Consider the following 3,648-nt stretch of genomic DNA (forward strand, 5'->3'; position numbering starts at 1 on the left):
CGGTTCGTGCGCGGAGCACGGCCGCGGCGAAAAAGCCGCCGGACTCCGCAAAACTTTGCTTTTATAAGCGGCGGAGCTGCTTGCAACCGACCACCTGAGCAACCGGCACCGCCGCGGGTTCTCAGGCGTCTGCTCGCGAGGACAGCTCCGACGCCTAGTAGGGCGCTACTTCTCCGAGGAGATCCCGCAGCGAGCAGGCGCCTGAGGTTCCGCTAAGTGACCCACTACGCAAACCACTCCTTAAACATCTGCTAGTCGAAAGTGACGATCTGGCGGACCAAGGCGGCATCACCGCTGCTCAGCGCGCTCAGCCCGTCGTTGATGTCGGAAAGGGCGATCCGCCTGCTCACCATGCCTTCGAGGTCGAGCAGTCCGGCCCGCCAGAAGTCCAGCAGCCGCGGGATGTCCCGGCGCGGGTCGGCCGAGCCGTAGAACGACGGCAGGATGTTCCGCTCGTTGACGAACAATTCCTGCGCGGAGAACTCGACCTTCTCGTCCGGCCCACCGGCACCGACGAGCACCACGTCGCCGCCGCGCCGCGCCGCGTCGTAGGCGGCGCGGATCGTGGCGGAGCGCCCGACGACCTCGATGGCGTAGTCGAACCCGGCACCGCCGGTCAGCTCCTGCTTGAGATCGTCCAAGCCCTCCGGCGTGGTCGCGTGCGTCGCACCGAACCGCTTCGCCCCGGCGTGCTTGGCGGTCACCGGGTCCACGGCCACGATCTGCCGCGCACCGGCGATCCGGGCGCCCTGGATGACCGAGATCCCGACGCCGCCCGCGCCGATCACGACCACTGTGGACCCCGGCTCGACCCGCGCGGTGTTGAGCACCGCGCCGACCCCGGTCAGCACTCCGCAGCTGAGCAGCGCGGCGACCTCGAACGGCACGTCCGGTTCGACCTTGACCACGCCGTCCCGGGGCACGACCAGTTCCTCCGCGAACGTGCCGGTACCGGTGAATCCGAAGGCGGGTGCGGCACCGACCTCGAACCTGGGCGAGGTGAACGATGCGACCACGTGCACCTGGCACAGGTGCGGCTGCGCGTTGAGGCAGTCCCGGCAGTTGCCGCACGGCGGGACGAACGCGATGGTGACGCGGTCGCCCGGTGCCAGGTCGGTCACCTGCTCGCCCACCGCGAGCACTTCGCCCGCCCCTTCGTGGCCCAGCACTCCGGGAGCGAGCGCGGGAAGGCCACCGTTCATCGCCGAGAGATCGCTGTGGCAGATCCCCGCGGCGCGGACGCGCAGGTGCACCTCGCCCGGCCCCGGCGGCACGACCCGGACGTCCGTGCGGACGTCCAGCGCGTCGTCGCCGATCTGGTTGAGCACCGCTGCCTTCACCGGCCCGTCTCCCCACCAAGTCCGAGAACGCCGCATAGCGGCTGTTATGTGCGACACACACTAGAACTTGTTTTCAGGATGTTCAAGAGTCGTCGTCAGCTTCACTTCCTGCAATGAACAGTGCACCTTTCGGACAAAGATGCACGGCTTTCGCAACACGTTCTACATCTTCGTCCGGTACCGGGTGCCGGATCTGCAACAGCTCGTCGTCGTCCAGCTCGAACACCGCCGGGGCCAGCCCGACGCAGACTCCGTTCGCCTCGCACAGCTCGGTCCGCACGCCGATCTCCATCGCTTCCTCCGCGTTCGTAGGGCTCGGCTCATCGGGCGCTCGACGCGGGCGGACCTAGAAGGGCAACGAGACGGTGCCGCGGGATTCACTACTCCATTCGGAGGCCATCGGAACTTGACCGCTCATGCGACACCGGCGCGCACCGCTCCGGCCTGCCCGCTCATCGCCGGCACACGATGTAGAACAAGTTGCATATTAGCGACCCAGGGAAGCCTGCGCGGAAAAAGACGTTGTCACCACGCTGGTCGACTCCGGGGCACCCGGCGGTCTAAAGTAACTGAAACTTGTTGCACACAGCGCCCGGCCGGGTCGCTCGCCCAGGAGGCCCCATGCGCATCGGCTTCAACTCCGACCAGGAACGGCTGCGCAAGCGCCTGCGCGACTACGTCGCGCTGCTGATGACCGACGAGCTCCGGGAGGAGCTGGCGACCGGGGGTGATTACGGCGACGGCGAGGCGTACAAGCGGATCGTCCGCCAGCTCGGCTCCGACGGCTGGCTCGCGCTCGGCTGGCCCCGGGAGCACGGCGGGCACGGCGGCACGATGCTGGAGCAGCTCATCTTCACCGATGAGGCCGCCATCGCCGGAGTGCCGGTTCCGTTCCTGACGCTCAACAGCGTCGCGCCCACGATCATGCGTTACGGCAGCGCCGAGCAGCGGGCGCACTTCCTGCCCGGCATCGCCGCCGGTGAGATCCACTTCTCCATCGGCTACTCCGAGCCGGAAGCGGGCACCGACCTCGCTTCGCTGCGCACCACCGCGGTCCGCGACGGCGACGAGTACGTGATCAACGGCCAGAAGATGTGGACCAGCCTGGTGCAGTACGCCGACTACGTGTGGCTGGCCTGCCGGACCGATCCGGAAGCCCGCAAGCACAAGGGCCTGAGCATGCTGATCGTCCCGACGGACGCACCGGGTTTCTCCTGGACACCGGTGCACACCGTCGCCGGGCCGACTACCAGCGCCACCTACTACGAGGACGTGCGGGTTCCGGCCACGGCGCTGGTCGGTGGCGAGAACGAGGGCTGGCCGCTGATCACCAACCAGCTCAACCACGAGCGGGTCGCGCTGACCTCGGCCGCGCCGATCCGCTCCGCCCTGGCGCAGGTCCGCGAATGGGCGCGGGAGACCGAGCTGCCGGACGGCCGCCGGGTCATCGACCAGGAGTGGGTGCGCACGCACCTCGCGCGGGTGCACGCGGGTGCCGAGGTGTTGAAGCTGATGAACTGGAAGATCGCCTGGACCGCGGAGCAGCAGCCTGCTCCCGCGGCCGCCTCGGCGACCAAGGTCTACGGCACCGAGCTGGCCACCGAGGCTTACCGGCTGCTGATGGAGGTGCTCGGGCCCGCCGCGCACGTCCGCGGAGGTTCGCCCGGCGCCGCGCTGCACGGCCGGGTCGAGCGGATGCACCGCTCGGCGCTGATCCTCACCTTCGGCGGCGGCACCAACGAAGTCCAGCGCGACATCGTCTCGACCGTTGGGCTCGGACTGCCCCCTGCGCGACGCTGACCCCCTGCGCTGACCCCTGCCGAACACGTTCACCGCCGAGGTTCCGCCCGGCAGTTCCTTCCCGAAGGAGTCCGCAGCCGATGGATTTCGCACCTACCGAGGCCCAGCAAGATCTGACCGAGTTGACCCGCAGCATCCTCACCGACCGGGTGACGACGGCTCGGCTGCGCGAGGTCGAGTCCCAGCCCGACCGCTTCGACCGTGCACTGTGGACGGACCTGGCGAAGGCCGGGGTGCTCGGCGCGGCGCTGCCGGAATCCCTCGGCGGCGGTGGCTGCGGACTGCTCGAGCAGTGCAGCGTGCTGGTGGAGCTGGGCCGGGCGGTGGCGCCGGTGCCATACCTGACCTCGATCGCGGCGGGCGCCTCCGCGGTGGCCCGCTTCGGCGACGAGCAGCAGCTGGAACGGTTCGCGCGCCCGGCGGGTGACGGCGAGATCGTGCTGACCGCCGCGCTCGCCGAAGATGCCGACCCGCTGCCGGAAACCCCCGCGACCCGCGCGGATCGCTC

General features: G+C 69.2%; 4 protein-coding genes. 2 read left to right on the forward strand and 2 right to left on the reverse strand.

Translation table 11 applies throughout. From position 1 onward, the window contains the following. Positions 1-251 precede the first annotated feature (251 nt). Together IJH84_RS12515 and IJH84_RS12520 are read right to left on the reverse strand one after the other, a co-directional pair. The gene (locus tag IJH84_RS12515) at positions 252-1,340 is read right to left on the reverse strand and encodes a Zn-dependent alcohol dehydrogenase (RefSeq protein WP_295144348.1); all 1,089 of its coding nucleotides are present in this window, start codon (positions 1,338-1,340) and stop codon (positions 252-254) included. An 82-nt stretch (positions 1,341-1,422) separates the two neighbouring features. After that, positions 1,423-1,632, reverse strand: a complete 210-nt coding sequence (locus IJH84_RS12520) for a ferredoxin (RefSeq protein ID WP_200069175.1) — start codon at positions 1,630-1,632, stop codon at positions 1,423-1,425. A gap of 329 nt (positions 1,633-1,961) precedes the next feature. On the opposite strand from IJH84_RS12520, the gene IJH84_RS12525 reads away from it, so the two are divergent. Together IJH84_RS12525 and IJH84_RS12530 are read left to right on the forward strand one after the other, a co-directional pair. Next, positions 1,962-3,140 carry an acyl-CoA dehydrogenase family protein gene (locus tag IJH84_RS12525; protein WP_295144353.1) on the forward strand — a complete coding sequence of 393 codons (1,179 nt, stop codon included), beginning with the start codon at positions 1,962-1,964 and terminating at the stop codon, positions 3,138-3,140. Positions 3,141-3,220: 80 nt separating this feature from the next. Then, positions 3,221-3,648, forward strand: a 428-nt coding sequence (locus IJH84_RS12530; RefSeq protein WP_295144356.1) for an acyl-CoA dehydrogenase family protein, incomplete at its 3' end; no start/stop codon positions are given.

This window comes from Saccharopolyspora sp., from assembly GCF_017434145.1.
In the GTDB taxonomy this organism is placed as follows: domain Bacteria; phylum Actinomycetota; class Actinomycetes; order Mycobacteriales; family Pseudonocardiaceae; genus Saccharopolyspora_C; species Saccharopolyspora_C galaxeae.